The 20,245-nt window shown below is 57.7% G+C and carries 15 protein-coding genes; 11 read left to right on the top strand and 4 right to left on the bottom strand.

What is annotated here, in order from left to right:
• The first annotated feature begins 62 nt into the window (after positions 1 to 62).
• The 4 genes from parS to ACRC4F_RS07455 all read left to right on the top strand — a co-directional run bounded on the left by parS (position 63) and on the right by ACRC4F_RS07455 (position 7,953).
• Entirely contained in the window at positions 63 to 539 is a 477-nt protein-coding gene (parS, locus tag ACRC4F_RS07470) for a type II RES/Xre toxin-antitoxin system antitoxin (protein WP_438658727.1), read from the top strand.
• Between the two features lie 319 nt (positions 540 to 858).
• Positions 859 to 1,032, top strand: coding sequence for a type II toxin-antitoxin system prevent-host-death family antitoxin (locus ACRC4F_RS07465; RefSeq protein WP_438658726.1), 174 nt, complete (start codon positions 859 to 861; stop codon positions 1,030 to 1,032).
• 665 nt (positions 1,033 to 1,697) lie between these two features.
• Positions 1,698 to 5,510, top strand: a complete 3,813-nt coding sequence (locus ACRC4F_RS07460) for an SIR2 family protein (protein ID WP_438658725.1) — start codon at positions 1,698 to 1,700, stop codon at positions 5,508 to 5,510.
• A gap of 790 nt (positions 5,511 to 6,300) precedes the next feature.
• A complete protein-coding gene (locus ACRC4F_RS07455) occupies positions 6,301 to 7,953 on the top strand; it encodes a methyl-accepting chemotaxis protein (protein WP_223434485.1) in 1,653 nt (550 codons plus the stop codon).
• A 6-nt stretch (positions 7,954 to 7,959) separates the two neighbouring features.
• Here ACRC4F_RS07455 and ACRC4F_RS07450 read toward each other — a convergent pair whose 3' ends face one another.
• From ACRC4F_RS07450 to ACRC4F_RS07440, 3 genes are read right to left on the bottom strand one after another with little or no spacing between them, the layout of a single operon-like run.
• Entirely contained in the window at positions 7,960 to 9,486 is a 1,527-nt protein-coding gene (locus ACRC4F_RS07450) for a DHA2 family efflux MFS transporter permease subunit (RefSeq protein WP_438658724.1), read from the bottom strand.
• Complete coding sequence (locus tag ACRC4F_RS07445; protein ID WP_438658723.1) at positions 9,479 to 10,660, bottom strand: HlyD family secretion protein; 1,182 nt, start codon at positions 10,658 to 10,660, stop codon at positions 9,479 to 9,481. The genes ACRC4F_RS07450 and ACRC4F_RS07445 overlap by 8 nt, the downstream gene beginning before the upstream one ends.
• On the bottom strand, positions 10,653 to 11,132 hold the full coding sequence (locus ACRC4F_RS07440; protein WP_438658722.1) for a MarR family winged helix-turn-helix transcriptional regulator: 480 nt from the start codon (positions 11,130 to 11,132) through the stop codon (positions 10,653 to 10,655). The genes ACRC4F_RS07445 and ACRC4F_RS07440 overlap by 8 nt, the downstream gene beginning before the upstream one ends.
• 323 nt (positions 11,133 to 11,455) lie before the next feature.
• Here ACRC4F_RS07440 and ACRC4F_RS07435 point away from each other — a divergent pair, with 323 nt between their 5' ends.
• The 3 genes from ACRC4F_RS07435 to ACRC4F_RS07425 are packed head-to-tail and all read left to right on the top strand — an operon-like array spanning position 11,456 to position 14,250.
• Positions 11,456 to 12,397 (top strand): Rieske 2Fe-2S domain-containing protein, encoded by a 942-nt coding sequence (locus ACRC4F_RS07435; protein ID WP_438658721.1) that lies wholly within the window; start codon positions 11,456 to 11,458, stop codon positions 12,395 to 12,397.
• Between the two features lie 17 nt (positions 12,398 to 12,414).
• Positions 12,415 to 13,446 (top strand): oxygenase, encoded by a 1,032-nt coding sequence (locus tag ACRC4F_RS07430; RefSeq protein WP_438658720.1) that lies wholly within the window; start codon positions 12,415 to 12,417, stop codon positions 13,444 to 13,446.
• 24 nt (positions 13,447 to 13,470) lie between these two features.
• A complete protein-coding gene (locus ACRC4F_RS07425; protein ID WP_083376082.1) occupies positions 13,471 to 14,250 on the top strand; it encodes an SDR family oxidoreductase in 780 nt (259 codons plus the stop codon).
• Here ACRC4F_RS07425 and ACRC4F_RS07420 read toward each other — a convergent pair.
• Positions 14,247 to 14,654: a VOC family protein gene (locus tag ACRC4F_RS07420; RefSeq protein WP_083376083.1), complete on the bottom strand. Its 408-nt coding sequence runs from the start codon at positions 14,652 to 14,654 to the stop codon at positions 14,247 to 14,249. The genes ACRC4F_RS07425 and ACRC4F_RS07420 overlap by 4 nt on opposite strands.
• 193 nt (positions 14,655 to 14,847) lie before the next feature.
• Between ACRC4F_RS07420 and ACRC4F_RS07415 the strand changes: the two genes are divergently transcribed.
• The 4 genes from ACRC4F_RS07415 to ACRC4F_RS07400 are packed head-to-tail and all read left to right on the top strand — an operon-like array spanning position 14,848 to position 20,242.
• Positions 14,848 to 17,085: a CoA transferase gene (locus ACRC4F_RS07415; protein ID WP_438658719.1), complete on the top strand. Its 2,238-nt coding sequence runs from the start codon at positions 14,848 to 14,850 to the stop codon at positions 17,083 to 17,085.
• A gap of 50 nt (positions 17,086 to 17,135) precedes the next feature.
• The gene (locus ACRC4F_RS07410) at positions 17,136 to 17,873 is read left to right on the top strand and encodes an SDR family NAD(P)-dependent oxidoreductase (RefSeq protein ID WP_438658718.1); all 738 of its coding nucleotides are present in this window, start codon (positions 17,136 to 17,138) and stop codon (positions 17,871 to 17,873) included.
• 24 nt (positions 17,874 to 17,897) lie between these two features.
• Entirely contained in the window at positions 17,898 to 19,193 is a 1,296-nt protein-coding gene (locus ACRC4F_RS07405; RefSeq protein WP_438658717.1) for an acyl-CoA dehydrogenase family protein, read from the top strand.
• Entirely contained in the window at positions 19,190 to 20,242 is a 1,053-nt protein-coding gene (locus ACRC4F_RS07400) for a phosphotransferase family protein (protein ID WP_438658716.1), read from the top strand. Before ACRC4F_RS07405 ends, ACRC4F_RS07400 begins: the two co-directional genes overlap by 4 nt.
• The last annotated feature ends 3 nt before the right edge of the window (positions 20,243 to 20,245 follow it).

Here is a 20,245-nt window from a genome sequence, read left to right as displayed (position 1 = left end):
TCTGCTCAGACAGGCGTAGCCGATATTTCAGCTGATGGAAAACTAACGTGGAGGGCGTGCAGATGGGCACTTCAACTGCGACTCGACGTCCGGGAAAAAAGAAAGAGGTGGCCCGAGAGGAGGGCATTGCGGCCTTTTGGCGATTCAGTTCCCATCGAGAGTCGCTGACGGATGCGCAGAGGCTGCACCAAATAAAAGTAGGGTTGCCCGCCGACCTCATCCAGGTTGTTCGTTTGGCCTTCAACCTTCAGGACCGCCACCTGGAAACGCTGCTCAATGCATCAATTTCGACCCTTGAAAGACGACGGCGAGCGCACAAGAACCTTGATCCTGTCGCCTCCGAACGTTTGGACAGAATTGCTACGCTCAGTCGCTTGGTCGTGGCGATATTTGAGACACCAGTGACGGCCACACAGTGGATGTCGGCACCGAATAAAGCGCTCGGTGGGACGGCACCGATCATGCTCTGCGAAACCGAGATCGGCGCTAAACAAGTTCGCCGTCTCCTTCAGGCCCTGGAGTGGGGCGGTGCTGCCTGATGGCACCTGGCGACGACCGCTGGTACGAAATACGCGACGGGCCTTTGGGGATGCGTCCTGGGAAATCCGACGGGTCGGTGTTGCCATGGTCGACCAACCACCGCCAGTCGAGTGTTGAGAAAAAACGAAAGTTTCATCGAGACCCGCTTACGCGGCGTCAGCTAAATGACTGGGCAGGTGCTGATTTTCGGCTTTTCGTTTAGGGGGACGCTGGAGCGTGTTTGCCTAACGGTTTCGATTATAGGTGCGACGCGTTGCACTGCACGTGAGGGCTGCATGACGCTACGCCCTAGAACCCCATACAAGAGGTGCCTCAGTTATGTTGACAACCGTCAGCTGTAGCCAGGCTCGCCGGCGACTCCGACGCCTTATTGCGCTGGTCGCCCAGGGGCACAGTTTCGTCATAACCAAGAACGGGCGAGCAATTTGCCGGTTGGAGGGCGTCGAAGCGATACAGGTTGATCATGGCGCCTCTTGCAAAGCCTCACTGTGATGCCTACAAGATTAGTCTACGCAACTTGGGAGTAAGCGTCCGTCCAGCTCACCTTGCATAATTTAAGGTGAGTTCCCACTTGCGCCGTTACCCTACCTTCCCTAGCCAACCTAGAACTGCTTATCGTATTCGCTCAGAGCAGATGAGATTGACAGACGATTTCTGCCTGTCGCCACCATCTTCTTGGATCGACCTCGACTACTCGTGATACCGAGAAACCAAATGACGACGAGACTCATCGCGCGTGGGTTGATGCGTCGTTTTATTTCTCCACTTTGCACTTAAATATCAGCTCTAAGGGAAACGAATCTTTTCTCTAAATGCATAAATCACCCACAAGGACAAAATTTCTTTACTTAATCCTAAAGCTTTACGAGCAGCGTAAGCTGCGCGCCTAGGTACGAAATGCAGCGCCGAACCACCCGAATGCATCGAAATTCACCAGTATTCCCACAGTGAAGACCGGCAAAAAACGGCCAAAAGCGGTCCCTTGCCGGTACCCTTCAGATCAGATATTAGCTATGAACATTAGTACATGGGGATGGAGACGGCAGTCACTGTCGATGCACACCTATACTGTGCGACTCAGTATCTGTAGTCCTACCGTCGAAAGCGTATTTGCGGCTCCGGTATGACAACTTTTAACGCATTGATGAATTGACCTTATGAGATTCCATCCCGATGGCCCTTCGATACCAGATATCCTCCTGGAGCGCTGTGATGCTGGCCGCGTCGTATTTCTGTGCGGTGCCGGAGTTTCGTTACCATCTGGAATGCCTACTTTCATCGGTCTTACTCGGCACGTCATTGAGTTTTTTGACCCGCCAGCCGATTCAGAAATTATGGCCGCGTTTCGGCCATGGCTGGATGATCAATCTGCTGCGAATGTCCCACTCGACCAAATCTTCAACCTCCTCCACCTTGAATACGGTAAGGATGAAGTTAACGCTCTAGTCACGGAGCGGCTAAGTGCTCCTCTACAAATCAAAGATGTTGGACGTGAACACGATCTGATTAAGCGGATTTCTTCAAGTCAAAACGGCGTGCCACAGATTGTCACGACGAACTTCGACCGATTGTTCGAGGTCGGGCATGTGGGGGGGCATCTGGTCTGGCACGTGCCGCCTGCTTTTCCCGATCTGAACTTCGGATCGAAAATTGAGGGGATCACGTATCTTCACGGGCGACTGGTGGAGGCAGCCTCTGAAACTCATCCCTACGTGCTTAGCAGCGCGGACTTCGGACGTGCATACCTCTCAGAAGGATGGGCTACCAACTTCATCAGGCACCTCCTAGAACGACATACCGTCGTTTTAGTCGGCTATCAGGCAGAAGACCCGCCCGTCAAATATCTTCTTCAGGGCCTTAACCATGACGGCCAGTATGATCGATCTCGACTCTATGCCTTTGACCGTGGGCTTCCTGAGGACATCGAAGCCAAATGGCGTGACCGAGGGGTTACAGCCATAGCCTATTCCGATCACTCGGACTTGTGGACGAGCATGGAAGCTTGGGCAGAGCGAGCCGATGATCCTCGTAGATGGCGTGCATCCGTAATCGCTCAATCCCAGCAGGATCCGAAAGTCCTTGCCCCTCATGTGCGCGGCCAAGTTGCTCATGCCCTTCGCACGGTACAGGGCGCTAGATTATTCTCGGAAGCTGATCCGACTCCGCATCCTGAATGGGTATGTGTAATGGATGCGTATGTGCGATCGGCTGAACGAGTACGTGACTATGGCGTTGATGCAGAGACCTTTGACCCTTTGGTCGCATACGGACTTGATGACGATCTGAGCGATATCTCTGATGAAGATCGCAAGCAGGGTGTAAGCAACGACAATCTATTAGTTTGGCGGGACGAAGACGACAATCCACACGAGTTTCATCGGCTCGGTGGGCGTCAAGCAGAAGGTTTCGAGGCGACGCCAATAAGGCTTGCTCACCTTATCACCTGGGTCAGCAAGGCCATCGTAAGCCCTGTGCTGGCCTGGTGGGCGATTCGACAGAACGGTCTGCATCCGCGACTTCTTCAACAAATCGAGTGGCAATTGGATCACTCAAAAACTCTCGACAAACGAGCACGCCATATCTGGAATCTCATCCTCGAACACCATCGAGATCCTCGCAATCGTCAGTGGGATGGCGAATGGTTTGGCCTGAGGGAACGGATCAGTGTGGAAGGATGGACGGCTAGTGTCCTAAGAGAATTCCGGAAGGTTACGACTCCGCGTTTGGAGATCAAGCGACCGATTGGCCTGGGGCAGTCCAAGCCTCCGTCAGCATCCTGGATGGACATTCACCTCGGCGACCTCGGTCAGTATGAAGTCATGTTCCTTGATAAGCACGACGAAGATTTAGACATCCCCGACGACCTACTACCGCAGGTATTTGGCATCCTGCAGGAGCAGCTTACTTTCGCCTCAAGGCTATTGGGGGATATCGAGACCATGTACTTCCGTACACCGACCTGCTATCCGGGACGCGAAGTTGACGGGAAAAAGTACATCACGAAACCCGCGGAGGCGGTGGCTTGGTTTGTTCAACTTTTCGATCAAATGATTGCCAAATGGCCGGTACTTGCAATAGCGCATGCGATGACTTGGCCCGCGACGGAGCGGTACTTCTTCCGAAAGCTCAAGCTTTATGCCTTCAGTAAAGTCGACCTCTTCGAGGCCGACTCGATTGCCGAGCAAATGTTACTTTTAGATCAAGAAGCTTTTTGGGACATTGATGTGGCCCGAGAGCTGCTTTTTCTGATCGTTGACCGATGGAAAGAATTCTCTGAGACGAGTCGTAATCAACTCATCGACCGCATCTTGACAGGCCCCGACCAGCAGGCCCACTGGTCTGACGAGGAGTTCCATCGGCTGCGAGGCGAGTTCGCGGCTAGATACGCGAGATATCTCGAACTTCAAGGTTGTGTACTTGCAGCTGCTCACAGTGAACGGCTTGCCGTGATGACTGAAGGTATTCCTGATTGGAACGACGGCTGGGCGACTTCAACGGTCATCGAGCACGGCTCGTACACCGGCTGGGTCGGCACGGACGAAAAACCAGACGCAGTCTTGGATCTCCCCATAAACGAGGTAGTTCCGAAGGCAAAGGAAGAGTTGAAGCGTGATTTTGACAGCTTTACTGAGAGGCGACCCTTCACTGGCTTGGTAAAAGTCAAACCGCGAAAGGCATTGTCTGCGCTGACGATTGCTGGAAAGGCTGGCGACTATCCAGAGGCACTCTGGTCGTCCATGATCAATGAGTTTCCGGCAGACACCACTGCCAGGCTGAGGCGGGTATTCCTGAACCGAGTAGCACAGCTCCCACAAGCATTTATCGCCAAACTGAACCATACCTTGGGCCGATGGCTCCAGCAGAACCTGGTGACAATGCTTGAGTTTGATGCTGATCTCGGTTGGCGGGTATACGATCATATCGTCGAAGGCATCTTGAGCGGTGGAGCAGAGGCAGCGAAGAGTGGGTTTGGTAAAACCCACCAAGGTGGAAAACTGATTGAACAGTCTTCGCGCACATATGGCCATGCAATCAATGCCCCGGTCGGCATGTGTACTGAGGCCCTTTTAAACGCAGTGCCCAGAGAGCTGCAGGAGGTCGCGGGCTCACTAATTCCAAACCACATCAAGTCTCGAATTGAACGCCTCTTAACTGCGCGCGGTGAAGGTTCAGATCATGCCGTATCAATAGTAAGCAGGATGCTGAACTGGCTCGTGTTTATAGACCCGGTCTGGGCTGAGGAACGATTTGTTCCAATGTTGGCGTTCGAACATCCAGCGTCGGAGCCCGCATGGAACGGATTTCTTTACAGTAACCAAGTGCCTCGACGATCGTTGCGAGAGATCATCAAACCGCTCCTACTCAACCTATTCCCGTGGGTCGAAGGATTTTCATGGGATCGAGATCTCTCAATCGGAGCTGCGCAATGGCTAGGCTACATGCGCATATTCTACACAAGTGAGACTAGCGGGCTCTCCGAAGGAGAACTTCGTTCAGTCTTTCGAGCTATGTCCGATGACACTCGAAACCGATTCATCTTTTGGTTGGGTCAAGTTGGGCAGAAAAACGAGAACGGCTGGATCAAGCACGTCATTCCTTTAATCAACAAAGACTGGCCCAGAGAACGCCGATACAGAACCTCAAAATCGATGAGAGCTTGGATAGGCTTGCTTGATGACACCGGCGATAGCTTTCCCGCAGTTTACGAAGCGGTAAAGAAATTCTTGGTGGCGGTGGAGACAAATGACCATCCGTTCTACCGGTTCACTCGAGATTTAAAGGATGAAAAGCCGATCACCGTTTTGTTTCCTGAAACAACGCTGGATTTAATCAACAGAGTTACACCCCAGGTTCTCACACGTCCTCCATACGAGTTGCCGAAGGTGCTAGCTCTGATCGCGGAAACCCAACCTGACCTGAAATCAGACTCGCGTTATCTACGCCTTGTCGATCTTGTTGAGCGAAGCTAAATCTTGGTCTTCCAAGTCGAAAACTCAGCGACTCTCCTCGGACTTCCTGGGTACCCGACGACTATTTTTGACCGCACGAACTCTGGTGAACCGTCCGCTTTTGCCGAAAGCAGCCCTTCGTGACAGGCAGCAATCGACCCAACGGGTTCTTTCGCGAAGGGCGGCTGCGGCGCGGCGAGGACAATGAAGTGATTGTCCGGAAAAAATACACGAAGCGCGCCAATCGTAGATATTTCACCGAGCCTCCTTGTCTAATATCTCCGCAAAGATATTGACGTTGCCACTATCCGCCGCACTTCGCACGACGACGGAGTACTCACCGGAAAGCAAGACTGTCATTGCGACGGCGAGAAAGTCCAGCCGCGTATGGCTTGGAGCGCGGTGTTCACACGATCAAACATAGCGTAGGTGACTAGCCCGGTTTCCGGCAGCTGGCAACCAGAGGTATGGACAGTCCGTAGTCTGATGAAGTGGTACAGCCGAAAACGCTTGGTGACTATTGGCGCTGCAAGTGGGCTTCTGAACTTCATTGCGGACATCCACTGGTGAACAACTGCAACGGGCGATTAGCGGGTATAGCTCATTCATCGCCTACCTGTCGTTGCCAGTACGAAATTCCCGACACCGGTTAGCAGGACTGGCGTTCTCAATTTCAAAAAAAATACCAAGAAACCTTGGCGGGGAATTATTAATTAAAATTCTTACAGTAGAATCAAATACTGTATAAAGAATTATGCAGGGTGAGTCGCCTGCCCATTCATGCCCTATAAAAACAAAAATGGTACCCACGATGTCATTCTTGAAAGGCTTCTCAATCGGCGCCAAGCTTCTTGTGCTTCCCGGTTTATTTGTGCTCGCTCTACTGGTCGTCTCGGTGCTGGCCTACCGCGGGCTGGCCAAGCAACAAGCGGTGATCGAGGAGATCGACCAGTTGCGTTTTCAGCAGTACCGCCAAGTACTGGAAACCGCTGCGGCATCGCAGGCAGCGATGGTCGGCGCTTATGCCGCCGGCGCACGCATCCTCGAATCTAATGGGCAAGCGTCCGCGGAGGACCTTGAGTCGTATCTTGAAGATATGCAGGCCAGTGTCGACGACATGCGCGCAGGGCTAGACAAGGTAGCCCTTGAAACCCGTTTGGGTGACGAGGAGAAAGCGCTCTACCAAGCCGTACAGGAACAGGCCGCCGTAGTCGGTGAGGGCCTTGCCGATTTCAAGCGCACTGCCATGAATGACCAGATCCAGGCGGCATCGCTGTTGGGGCGGGTACGCGCTGACAACAATGGTCTACAAGGTCAATTCAACCGTCTGTTGGGCCTGCAGGCGGAGCTGACCTCCGGGGCATTCGCCGAGGCGGGCGCCACCCAACGGCAGGTCTCACGGATGCTCGTTGTGGTCTTGCTGGGTGGCAGCGTACTGGCGGTGTTGGTGAGTCTACTGTTGCGTGCGCAGATCATTCGGCCCATCCGGGAAATCGAGCAAGCGTCGATCGACATGCGCGATGGCGATCTGACCCGACGGGTGCGGGTCATGGGCCGAGATGAGGTTGGTCACACTGCGCTGGCATTCAACGAACTCATTGATAGCTTCCAGCAGGCCATGCGCAAGGTGGCTGGCGTCGCGGCATCGGTCGGCTTTTCCGCGGAGGAGTTAGTGGGCGCTTCGGCGCGTGTGGCGCAAAGCTCTACGGCACAGGCCGGTGCGGTGGGCGCAGTGTCGACGACCATTGAGCAGATGAGCGACGGGATTGCGGCCATCTCCAGTCATGCCGAGAGCCTGCGCAGTTGCGCCGAAGCCAGCTTGCGCGGTGCGCAGGACGGGCATTTGGCGCTCGCGCGACTGCTCGAGAAAATCGACAGCGTGCGCCATGCATTCTCGGCTATCCGTGGCTCGGTGGGCGATTTCGTCGAGAGCACTACGGCGATCACCGCCAGCATCGGCCAGGTCAAGGACCTCTCCGCGCAGACCAGCATGTTGGCGCTCAACGCAGCGATCGAGGCGGCGCGGGCCGGCGAGAGCGGGCGCGGCTTCAGCGTGGTCGCCGACGAGGTGCGCAACCTGGCTCAACGCTCTGCGCTGGCAGCAAACTCGATCAACCAGTTGACGGTGAAATTGGAGAGTCAGTCCGGGGTTGTTGACGAAGCCCTGCGCGCCGGCACGGTGGCATTGGACGACAGCGGCCGGCTGCTGAGTGAATTGGAAAGTACCCTGCAACAGGCGACGGAACTGGTCGGCGACTCAACGCGCGGGGTGGACAGAATTGCCGACGCGGTGAGCGTGCAAAGCGAAGGCGGGCGGGGCATCGTCGCCAACGTCGAGCATATTGCGCGGATGGCCGGCGAGGGCGATGCAATCACCCATCAGGTGTCCGGCGCCGTGGTGTCTTTGCGCGAGCTGTCCGATGAGCTGAATCTGGCAGTGGGACGTTTTCGCTTCGAAGTCTGACGGCGATTATGAGGGTTTGCTGGCATGAAGTTTCGGCGTTCTGAAGATCAGCAACAGCGGCATGATCGCGATGGACAACAGCATCAAGAGTTTGAAGTCATCCAGATAAGCGACCCAACTGGCCTGTACGGTGACCATGCTGTCGAGCGCTGCGCGGCCGGCGGCGCTTGCTGGATTGAGATGGCTGCTGGCGGGCCAAGCATTGAGCAGGTGGTTGAACGGCGTCACATAGGCACCGATTTCGGCATGGTTGATTTGGGTGTTTTGCGCCAGCAGTACCGTCACTATCGAGATGCCGACGCTGGAGCCAACATTGCGTGAAAGGTTGTAGAGGCCGGTGGCTTCGCCGCGCAATTGTGGGGGCAAGGTGGTGAAGGCAATTGTGGTCAGGGGAACGAACAACAGGCCGAGGCTCGCGCCCTGGATAAAGCCGACGTAGATGATGGTGTCGATGGACACTGCCGGGGTCCAGCCGGTCATCATGTACATCGACCAGGCAGACAGCGCCAGGCCGCAAAACAAGATCCAGCGGATATCCATCTTGCCCATGATTTTCCCGGCCAGGAACATGCTGAGCATCGTACCCAGGCCCCGCGGACCCATCACCAGTCCGGCGGTGAGCACCGGGTAGCCCATCAAGGTTTGCAGGTAGGGTGTCATCAATGCCAGTGACGCCAGATACGTAATGCCGATGATGAAGATAAACACGACAGACACCGAGTAATTGCGGTCCTTGAACAGTTTCAAGCTGATAAAGGGCTTGTCGTGGGTAAACGTGTGGACGATGAAAATGTACGAAGCGATGGCGGCCACCAGCGCCTCCAGGATTATTTCCCCTGAGTCGAACCAGCCCAGTTGTTCCCCGCGGTCGAGAAACAATTGAAACGACAGGATAGCCACGCTGAGAGAACCAAAGCCCAGCCAGTCCAGGCGTGCGGTTTTGTCGACCGGGGTTTCCTGGATGAAACGCATCATGCCAATACAGGCGAGCAACCCGATAGGCAAGTTGATGAAGAACACCCAACGCCAGCTGAGATGTTCCGTCAGCCAGCCGCCGAGCATCGGACCCAGCACGGGACCGACCATGACCGATACTCCGAACAAGGCCACTGCCGCGCCTCGGTCTTTGAGCGGGTAAATGTCCAGCAGTATGCCTTGCGACAGCGGCACTAACGCCGCACCGGCCAGCCCCTGCAGCAGACGAAACAGGATGATCTCCTCCAGGGAACGGGCGACGCCGCAGAGCACTGACGCCAGTACAAAACCAAAGATCGACCACAGCAAGACGCGCTTGCGACCAAAGCGTCTGGCCAGGAATGCCGAAGGCGGGGTCATGATGGCGGTGGCGACGATGTAGGAGGTCAGCACCCAGTTAATCTGATCGGCACTGGCCGACACGCTGCCTTGCATATAGGGCAGGGCGACGTTGGCGATGGTGGTGTCCAGGGCTTGCATCACCACTGCCAGCACCACGCAAAGTGTGATCAATACGCGCAGCGGCGAAGGCGGCAGAGGCCCGGTCACTTCACTCATGATGGCGGGCGAGCAAGTCGGCCAATGGTTTCGGCAGGCCGCGGGCGGTGCCGGTGTCGATCTCTACCACGGCACTCATGCCGTGGCGCAACGCAGGTTTTCCCGCCGCGTCGTCAATCCGGATCCGCACCGGAATACGCTGCACGACCTTCACCCAGTTGCCGGTTGTGTTCTGCGCCGGCAGTAGCGAGAAGCTGGAGCTTGACGCCGGGCTGATGCTTTCGACGGTGCCATGCCACGTGACTCCGGGGTAGGTGTCTACTTCGATGGTTGCACCTTGGCCGGGATGAGCATGGGTCAGTTCGGTTTCTTTTGGCGAGGTGGCAACCCATAAGTGTTCGCTGGATACCAGACTGAAGCCCGATTGCGGTGGTTGCAGGTAAGCGCCCACTTGTAACGAGTCAACGTTGGTGACTACGCCGTCGAACGCAGCGGTCACCACGGAGTTGCGCAGGTTACGTTCGGCCTCATTCAGTGCCGATTGTACTTGCAGGTAGGCGGGGTGTTGCTCCAGAGGCCTGTCCAGCCTTCCACCCAGTTGGGCCAGAGCCGTCGCAGCCAGGGCCTTGGCTACCGCAACCTGTTGACGGGTATTGTCGAGGTCCTGACGGGCATCGTCGTAGATTGTTTTTGATACGGCGGCAACACTGACCAGCTTTTCCAGGCGTTGAAGATTGGTCTGGTAGTAGGGCAGGCGTGCTTCAGCCTGGGCGATTTCGGCCAGTGACTGGTTGTAGCTGGCCTTGAGGTAAAGGATCTGGTTACGCGCGCTTTCCAGTTGCGCGCGGGCACTGGCCAAGGCGATTTCAAAGGGTTCTGGCTTCAAGCGAAACAACACTTGGCCCTTGCTCACGACTTGGTTGTCGCTGACCTCAATGGCCGCCACGATCCCGGCCACATCGGTCGAAACGCCCACCCGTTCGGCCTGAACGTAGGCGTTGTCGGTACTGACCACTTGGCCACCCAACACATACCAGGCGCCACAGGCCACGACGATGATCGGCGCCAGCAAAAACAGGCCGACGCGCCAGCGTTGCCGTGCCGCGCCGGAGGTTTCTGGCCCATGACGATCAAGAGCTGGAGCTTCAGGCGTCTGTGCTTCGGGTTTCGCCAGTGGGTCGAGTGGTCGGGTTTCTGCCCGTACCGCATGGCGCTGCACTGTGGACTCAGCCATGGGTCACCTCGCCCGCCTCGAGGTCAGTGAACTCATCCACCGGCTGACAGCAAGCCGTCAGCAAATGTTCACGCATGCGGTCGAGGTACTGCAGCAATTGATCGTGCTCCTGAGAGGAAAAATCGGCCATGGTTTCCACTCGGGTCTGCTCGCCAATGGTGCGCATGAATTGCAGCAGCGGGTGGGCTTGCGGGGTGAGAAATAACAAGGAAAAACGGCGGTCGGTGGGGTGGTTGCGACGTTCGATCAAACCGCGCTCCTGCATTTTGTCCAGCAAGCGCACCAGCGTGACCGACTCGATTTCCAGCAAGTCGGCCAGGCCTTTCTGATGAATGCCCTCATGCGTGGACAGTTTCGCCAGAACTTGCCATTGAGAGCGCGTGAGTCCGGCTGCGCGGGCCCATTGTTCGAAGCGTTTACGCATCAAGCGGGCAACGTCATGGAGGACAAAACCGAGGGTGGATTGGGTCATCGTCAGCGCACCTGAAGTAAATGAGCATGCTCATGGTGATCAGGCTTATAGGTTTTCTGTCGAACCTTTTCAAGAAATAAATGGGCATAAAATTAAATAATGTTCATATTTATGTGGGTAAATTGATTTATCTGGCTCCATATTCATATGTTTGTAGCGTTTTTTGAGTGTTTTATGGGCTGTTAATACGGCTCTTCGATGATGAACATAAAATGTTTAACTGTTTATTTTATGGTTGCCATCACAGCGTTGTGGCGCTACCGTTGGCGTTGCTTGCATGACAAACAACTGCCCAAAAAACACAACAACAATGAGGCAAACCGATGACAACCCCTGGCTGGTGGGCCATGGCGCTTTCCGAGGCTGTGAATGATCAAAAGCCATTGGCCGTGGCCTTTGGTGGCGAGGAACTGGTCCTGTTCCGCAACGCAGCCGGGCAGGCGTTTGCTCTGGAAGACCGTTGTCCACATCGGCGTGTGCCGTTGGCGCTGGGACGAGTGGTCGATTCTGGTTTGCAATGTGGTTACCACGGCTGGACCTTTGATGGTGCCAGTGGCGGTTGTACAAAAATTCCCAACCTGCACGATGATGAACGCGTGCCGCCGCGTTATGCCGCACGGGCTTTCCAAGTGAGCGAAGCCAATGGTTTCGTCCATGTGTGGTTGGGAGAGGGCGCACCGCAAGGGGAGCTGCCCAGCAACGATTACCAGCCAAGCGGTCGCGAATTTACCGGTTCCACCATCGTCAACATGAGTCACGATCAGTATCTGGCGGCGATGCTCGACGGCCCGGAATGCTTGCTCGGCTTTACCCATGTGCGGTTCACCGATTTCTTCCTTGGCGATCTGCGCAGCGAGCAGGGGCGCGTAGTGTTGGAGCGCGGCGCGGTATGGTCCACACAATTTCTGCCGTCGCAGTTTGTAGTGGATTACCCCTTGATTGTGCGCACCGCCGTACCCCTGAGCGGCGGCAGTATTCGGGTGGATTTGCTCAACGAAGAAGAGTTGCCGCTCATTACCCTGGTGATCGCAACCGGGGCTAACCGCCGTGGCACCACCAGCCTGTGCTGGCGTGGTTTTGTGCATGAGCAGGTGCCGGCCCGTGCACCGTTGCGTTGGCGTTTTGCCCGCGCGCGCAAACAGGCGCCGTTCCAGGTGAAAAACCTGATTGACGGCGTAGCCGTCGCGGCCCTGCTGCAAGCCCCATCCCGCGACCTGCGAGCCTTGCGCCAGCCGCATTTGATTCCCGCAAGCGCGGTCGTCTGAGCACAGGAGAACTAACTATGCATGCCGTGCCTTACTCTACCGAAACTCCGTCGCGCAAAGTGCGGGGTGACTGGACACCGATCAACTACGACCTGCGTGACACCTGGTTTCCGGTATCCCACAGTCGTGACCTTAGTGCACAGCCAATCCGCCGGATCATTCATGCCCAGCCCTATTACCTGTGGCGGGAGAACGGGCGGCCGATAGCTGCCGAATTTCATCCCTATCGCCTGCGTGAAAATACGCGCGTGCTGACGGAATTCACCGGTGGCAGCGGGTTTTATCCGCTGGTGGAGCGCTACGGTTACATCTGGGTCTGGTACGGCAACCCTGAGGCTGCCGATGCGCTGTTGCTGCCGCACATCCCGTTTCTACCGCGAGACGGCAGCCTTCCCGGCTACACCCAGCGGACCGCGCGGTTTGATGCAACTTCGGCGCTCTCGGTCGAAAACCTGATTGACCTGACCCACGCCGATTTCCTGCACGCCAATACCATCGGCGACGGCATCAGTGAGTCGGATGAGGTCGAGGTGCAATGGACCTCTGAAACGGTGACCCGCACCCGCACCGTCGCACAAAAATCAGTAGCACCGATCATGCGTTGGGTGGGCGGAGTGCGCGCCAAATACCAGGATTTTCGCGCGGTGTTGCACATCCATTTGCGCAGTAATGTATGCATCTCCTACCCGCGATTTCGTCCCGGTTATGACGTGCCTAACCTGCAACCGTTCTTGCCGGTGGGCAAGCATCGCTCGCGCTGTGACGTCACGTTCAATACCACCGCAGCGCCGTCCCCGTTTCGCTACGTGATGCCGCGCATCAACTACATCATCCAGCCCCAGGACAACTCGGTGGTGCGTCCACAGAATCAGCGCTATTTCGAGACCGATGAGCGACGTGACCTGCATTCACGTTTTGATACCCCGGGAACTCGTTATCGCTACCAGATGGAGCAATTGGTCGAGCGCCAGCGCACCGGCCAATTCGTCTACGGCAGCGACGCTGAACCCGGGCGCGATATCAGTGCCTTGTTGGGCATGAACGATTGACGGCATCACACAAGGAGTACGGCTATGGATCTGGGCATTGGCGGGCGCATGGCGGTGGTATGCGCGTCCTCACGAGGGCTTGGCAAAGCCTGTGCGCTGGCATTGGCGCAAGAGGGTTGCGAGGTCCTGATCAACGGCCGCGATGCCGATGCCTTGGCGCAAACCGCGCAGGAAATTTTTCTCCACACTGGCCGGCTGCCCCGCACGGTAGTGGCGGATCTTTCCACCTCTGCCGGGCGGGCGACATTGTTGGCCGCGTGCCCGGTAGTCGACATTCTGGTGACCAACAACGGTGGACCCGCGCCTGGTCGCCTGGAGGATTGGGATCACGCGGCCTGGCTGGCCGCGATTGAGGCCAACATGCTCTCGGGCATCCTGCTGATTCAGGCGGTGGTCGGCGGTATGCGTGCGCGAGGTTTTGGCCGCATCGTCAATATCACCTCGGCGATGGTCAAGTCGCCACGCTTGCCCTTGGGTTTGTCCACGGCGGCGCGTGCGGGGCTGACTGCGTTTTGCAAAGCCCTGTCGGTCGAGGTGGCGCGGGACAATGTGACCATCAACAATCTGCTGCCGGAACGTATTGAAACCGATCGCCTGCGCTTCATGACCGAACAGTTGGCCAAGCATCGTCAGCTCAGTGTTGAAGAGGCGCGGGTGGAAATGCTCAAGCCGATCGCCGCACGACGATTTGGCCAGCCGAGCGAATTGGCCGCCGCCTGCGCATTCCTCTGTTCGGCACAGGCTGGCTACATCACCGGGCAAAATCTGCAGATCGACGGCGGCAGTTACGCCGGATTGATTTAGCCGCCCCGGCGATCTTTCCAATCGGCGGGCGGTACTTCGCTGGCGTCGAAGTCCAGTTCTACTTCAACCCCATTGGGGTCCTGCATGAACAGCTGCCACGTGCGCTCGGCGCCGGGAGCACGGATCACCTTGAAGCGCACGCCGAGCTCATCCAGGTGCGTCCACATCCTCTGCAAGCCCCGGGCGTGAAAGGCCATATGGTCGAGCACGCCACGTCGCGGCTCCGGCATTTGTGATACGCCCACCACATGCAGAACGGGCTGACCCTCGGCGTACAGCCAGAATCCGGGAACCGGGAAAGGCGGGCGCGGCCCCTCCACCAACCCCAGTATTCCAATATAGAAATCCCGTGTCGCCTCCAGTTGGTCGGAGACGATGGTGAAGTGGTCCATGCGCAGAATCATCGCAACTCCCCTGATCGGCTTTTTAGTGATATTTAGACGAATTGTTATTTGTTGTTCATATTCATGCTTATGATTCTATATTCGGAATACTAATCTATCTATGGAATTTCGCTTTGATGACTTAGGGTAACGCCATGGATTCGTTCTGCAGCTCTGCTGCAAAACGCTAAGCGCAGAACAAGGCAGGTGCTGAATGAGCCAGGCAATCCTCGAAGGTATTCGCGTCATCAGTCTGTGTTCCGGCATTGCCGGTTCCACCGCTGGCTTGCAACTGTGCGAAGCGGGTGCCGAAGTGGTGATGATCGAGCCACCCACCAACCACACCAGAGACAAACAGGCGCTGTTTGCTGTGCTTAACCGTGGCAAACGAAGTGTCATCCTCAGCCTGGAAAACGCCGCAGATCGCCAGCAGTTGCAATCCCTGCTGGCGGATGCCGATGTGCTGCTGCACGACTTCACGCCTGAGGTGGCACACGCGCATGGCCTGGCTGACGCGCAGCTCTGCGCAGACTTCCCTCGATTGGTGATCTCGGCGGTCAGCGGCTGGCCGCAACGGCATGCGCTGGCGAATGCCCTGCCTCGGGAAACATTGATCCTGGCGCGCCTGGGCCTGTTGGACGAGCAACCCGCGCATCGACCCGGTCCGGCCTTCATCCGCATGCCGTTCGCCAATTGGCTGGGGGGCTGGCTGTGTGTGGTCGCGGTCATGGCGCGGTTGCTGGCGCGCGACCGTGATGGCTTCGGCGGCATTGCGCATACGAGCCTGGCTCAGGCAGCCCTTGTACCCATGACCATGCATTGGAACCGCGCGCAAACGCCAACCCCGGCCTTCGCCAAGGGCCTGGATAAACACATTCCGATTCCGTTGCACCAATGCGCCGATGGCCGCTGGTTGCATGTGCATTATTCGCCGGATAAATCACCGTGGATGGCCGCGGCGCTCAGTGAGTTGGGGGAAGTCGAAGTGGCTCGCTTGAATGCGCTGTGGCCACCCAGTCATGTGGCGCCTAACTTCGGCGCCAACAAGGCAATTATTGCTACACGACCGGCGCAGGACTGGGTCGAACATTTCTGGCAGCACGATGTTGCTGCGCAAATTGCCGCTGCGTTCGGTGATATCTACTTCGACGAGCAAGCACGCCTGAATGGCTATGTGGTTGAAGTCGACGACGTGCAATTGGGCAGGACCCTGCAACCAGGCCCGGCCTGGCAGGTGCAGCCACCCGCACGAGTTGGCGGTAGTGCACCAGTGGCAGGTGAGGGGAACGCCGGATTGCCAGGCGCCGATGCTGTGAACTCTTCGCAAGTGCCGGGATCGAGCCCGGCGCCCTTGCCGCCGCTGCACGGTTTGAAAGTGCTGGATCTGGGCGCCTATCTTGCCGGACCGTTTGCCTGCATGTTGCTGGCGGACCTGGGTGCGGACGTGATCAAAATCGAAGCGCCCAAAGGCGATGCCATGCGCCGCCTGGAGCGGATTTTCAGCGGTACCCAGCGTGGCAAGTTGGGCGTGGCACTGCAACTGGGCGATCAGCAAACCGAACCGGCCGTAGAAGCGTTGGCCCGTTGGGCCGATGTGGTGCATCACAACATGCGTCTGCCGGCGGCACGCAAACTCAAGGTTGATTACGAAAGCCTGAAAGCGCTGAACCCTCGGTTGGTGTATTGCCATGTCAGTGCCTACGGACCGACCGGCCCGCGCGCGGATTGGCCGGGCTTTGACCAACTGATGCAGGCCTCTTGCGGCTGGGAAGTCGAGCAGGGCGGTGAGGGCCAGGCGCCAATGTGGCTACGCTTCGGCGTGGGTGATTTTTTTGCCGGTCTGTCCTCGCTCTATGCCTTGCTCCTGGGGTTGTATGAGCGCAATCGCAGTGGCGTCGGGCAAATGGTCAGTTCGTCATTGCTGGGCGCCACGATGCTGTCGATGAGCGAGGCGGTGGTGCTGGAGGACGGCAGTCTTACGCCAATCGACCACATGGACGCGCAACAGACCGGTCTGAGTGATGCCCATCGTTTGTATCGGTGTAGCGATGCCTGGCTGGTGGTGGCAGCGCTGCAACCGGATGAGGTGCAACGTTTCGAATCGCTGGTGGGTGATCAGCCCGAAACCTGGTTTGCCAATCACACCCGGCAAGCGGCGCTCGCCTCATTGGCCGCAGCCCAGGTGCCGGCGCAGGCAGTGCTGGAAGCGCAGATGGATGCCTTTCTCGACAGCCCCGAACACGCCGCAGCGGGTCTGCACGCGCATTACTCGCATGCTGTTTACGGCGACCTGCAACAGATCGGCGCGTTCTGGGATTTCGGCAACTTGCCGTTATCGCTGCAGCGGCCGCCCCCCGCCCTCGGCCAACATACCCGGCAAGTTCTGGAAGGTCTCGGCTTTACAGGCAGCGAGCTCGAACGCTTGGCGTCGGTTGGCCTGGTGGCACTGTAATCGTGGGCCTGGTGCCCGGTAGCATTCATCGACAAGCACAAGGATTACCCATGGACGAGTTGGATTTCATCGACAAAACCGTGCTGGTCATCGGCGGTTCCAGTGGCATCGGCAATGGCATTGCGCAGAACTTTCGCCAGCGCGGCGCCGAGGTTCATGTCTGGGGCACCCGTGCCTCGGCGGCGGCGTATCAAGATTCGGCGGATTCTAATCTTGAAGGCTTGCACTACGCCCAGGTTGACGTCGCGGATGCGGCATTGATCGAGGCCGTCAGCGTGCCATTCACCCGTCTGGACGTGTTGGTCCAGGCGCAAGGCACGGTGCTCTACGACCGGCAGGAATTTCTCACTGAAGGCTTCAAGCACGTGCTCGACGTCAACCTCACCAGCCTGATGGTCTGTGCGCAGAAATTTCATCCGCTGCTCATGCAGGCAAAGGGGTCGATGATCACCGTCAGCTCGGCAGCCGCGTTCCACTCTACCCGCGGCAACCCGGCCTACAACGCCTCAAAAACCGGTGCTTTCGGCCTGACGCGCACTTTGGCCGAAGCCTGGGCTCGCGACGGAATCCGGGTCAATGGCATTGCCCCGGGGTTGGTGGAAACCAAGCTGACACGGGTAACCACCAGCAACCCGAAACGCCTGGAAGGCGCGTTGCGCGCCATTCCTCAAGGACGCCTGGGCACGCCTCAGGACATGGCCAATGTGGCCCTGTTTCTGGCCTCGCCGCTGGCCAGCTATGTGCTCGGTCAAACCCTGTTGGTCGACGGCGGCATGCTGCTGGCCTGATCGCTATTTGCTAGGAGAAACACCATGGCCTGGGACTTTCAGACCGACCCCGAGATTCAAGTGGAACTGGATTGGATCGATCAGTTCGTGCGTGAGGAAGTCGAGCCCCTCGACCACGTGCTGGGCAGCCCGTGGAATATCCATGACCCGTTGTTCATAAAATTGGTCAAACCGCTGCAAGCACGGGTGAAGGCGCGCAAGTTGTGGGCGTGTCACCTGGGGCCGGAACTGGGCGGGGCAGGTTATGGCCAGGTGCGGCTCGCGTTGATCAATGAAATTCTCGGGCGTTCGCTGTTCGGCCCGATTGTGTTTGGCTGTCAGGCACCGGACTCTGGCAACGGTGAAATCCTTGCTCATTACGGCACCCCAACGCAGAAACAGCGCTACCTGCAACCGTTGCTCGATGGCGATATCGTCTCCTGCTTCGCCATGACCGAACCGCAAGGCGGCGCCGACCCTGCGGTGTTCACCACCGAGGCGGTGCGTGAGGGTGATGACTGGCTGTTGAGCGGCGAAAAATGGTTCGCCTCCAATGCGCGCTACGCCGCGTTCTATATCGTGATGGCGGTGACCGACAAAAGCGTGTCGGTGTATGAAGGCATGTCGATGTTTATTGTTGCCGCCGATGCTCCGGGGGTAAGCATTATCCGCAACGTCGGTATCGCCGATGACCCGGCTGCCACCCATGCTTACCTGTCATTCGACAAAGTGCGAGTGCCCGCGGCCGATATGCTCGGCGCGCCCGGCCAGGCATTTGTCGTCGCCCAGGTACGTTTGGGTGGGGGCCGTGTGCACCACGCCATGCGCGTCATCGGTCAGGCGCAAAAAGGCCTTGATGCGCTGTGTGAACGGTCGTTGTCGCGCAGTACCCAAGGCAGCCGTCTGGCGGACAAGCAGATGGTCCAGGAGAAAATTGCCGATTCGTGGATCGAGCTGGAGCAATTTCGTTTGCTGGTGATGCGCACGGCGTGGCGCATCGACCAGTATCAGGACTACAAACGGGTGCGCAAAGACATCGCCGCAGTGAAAGCCATCATGCCCAAGGTGCTACATGACATCGCCGCGCGCGCCCTGCATGTGCATGGCTCGCTGGGGGTCAGCGAAGAAATGCCGTTTACCGGCTACATCGTCCGCTCCTTCCAGATGGGACTGGCCGACGGGCCCACCGAAGTGCACAAAATTACGGTGGCCAAACAGCTGCTGCGTGACTACCAACCCTGCGACGAACTGTTCCCCGATTACCACCGGCCCACCGCGGCGGCCCGTGCCCGGGAAAAATACGCCGATGCCCTGGCCAGCCTTGGCGAGCGCGACTCATGAACGACTGGCAGGATTTGGTCGACCTCGAGCGCCTGGCCCTATGGATGGACACCAGAGGACTGGAAAGCGGCCCCATTGAGGCACCGCTGCGATTGACCGGAGGCACGCAGAATCTGTTGCTGCGCTTTCGCCGTGGTACGAGCGAATTCGTATTACGGCGGCCTTCCAGAGAACTGTGTGAAGTCGGCAGTAAAACCATTGCCCGTGAAGCTCGGTTGCTAAAAGCGTTGGCCGGATCAGCGGTGCCCCATGCCAGCCTGATAGCCGATTGTGTCGACCAGGACGTTCTGGGCGCCAGTTTCTATTTGATGGAACCAGTGCAGGGTTTTAATCCCAATGGCGCGGCAGGTTTGCCAGCGCCGCACGCGCAGCAGCCGGCAATGCGTGGACGTATGGGGCTGGCCATGGTGGATGCGTTATTGCGTCTGGGCGAAATCGACTACCGGGCGGTGGGTCTCGAGGATTTTGGCCGGCCAGAGGGTTTTCATCAGCGTCAGGTCTCACGTTGGTTGGCGCAACTGGACAGCGTCAAAGGCTACGCCGGCTGGCCGGGCGCGAGCGGTCTACCGGGACTTGCACAGTTGGCCAACTGGTTGAGCGAGCATTGCCCGACGCAGTTCCAGGCCGGCATCCAGCATGGCGACTTTCACCTGTCCAACGTCATGTTCCGCCAAGACAGCGCGGAACTGGCCGCAGTTGTCGATTGGGAACTGGCGACCATCGGCGATCCTTTGCTCGACCTCGCCTGGCTGGTGGTCACCTGGCCCGATGCCGAGGGTCATGGTGCCGGCACCATCGAAGTTCACCCCTGGGAAGGCTTTTGCAGCAGCGACGAACTGGTCGCCCATTACCGCGCCGGCAGCTTGCGCTCCTTGGCAGACTTCAACTGGTACCTGGTATTGGCCGGCTTCAAGCTCGGCATCTTTCTCGAAGTCAGTTACGCCCGTGCGTGTGCCGGCAAGGCTTCCATGATCACGGGTGAAAAACACCATGCCTCGGCTCTGCGGCTGTTCTCTACGGCGTTGCAGCGCATCGATCAAACCGCCTGATAA

Origin of the sequence: Pseudomonas sp., assembly GCF_051660785.1 — a bacterium.
GTDB lineage: Bacteria > Pseudomonadota > Gammaproteobacteria > Pseudomonadales > Pseudomonadaceae > Aquipseudomonas.
This window is presented reverse-complemented; position numbering and strand designations above follow the sequence as displayed.